Origin of the sequence: Acinetobacter sp. 243_ASPC (assembly GCF_001054715.1) — a bacterium.
In the GTDB taxonomy this organism is placed as follows: Bacteria; Pseudomonadota; Gammaproteobacteria; order Pseudomonadales; family Moraxellaceae; genus Acinetobacter; species Acinetobacter soli.
The window spans coordinates 1-350 of record NZ_JVOR01000015.1 but is presented as its reverse complement, the minus strand read 5'-3'; the positions used below and the strand labels follow the sequence as shown (position 1 = coordinate 350).

The 350-nt window shown below is 36.3% G+C and carries 1 protein-coding gene; it reads left to right on the top strand.

Translation table 11 applies throughout. From position 1 onward, the window contains the following. Positions 1-350, top strand: a 350-nt coding sequence (locus tag ADA42_RS18545; RefSeq protein ID WP_053086574.1) for a hypothetical protein, incomplete at both ends; no start/stop codon positions are given.

Genomic DNA, 350 nt, shown 5'->3' with positions numbered 1-350 from the left:
GAAACTATTATTCAAGATGTTGCTGAGCTTCCAGATCGTTCAAGTCCTGATGACTGTCCAGAAGCTTTAATTCTAGCAAGTTGGGAGCTTGATGAAATCTTAATGCAGAGAATTGGAGATTGCTTTATACACATTCAGAAAGCAGCAAAGGAAATTTGGTACGACAATGGAATGATAAATCGATTTGAACCGCTTGGTATTAAACTTGATTATCTGAAACGTTGGCTAGTTAAACAAGATTTTTTAGAGCTAATGAAAATTGAATCTGAAATATCATGTTTATCTGAAGAGGATCTTTTTACAGTGTGTTGCGGTGAAGAGACAGAGCAAGATCGATTAGCATCTCCATC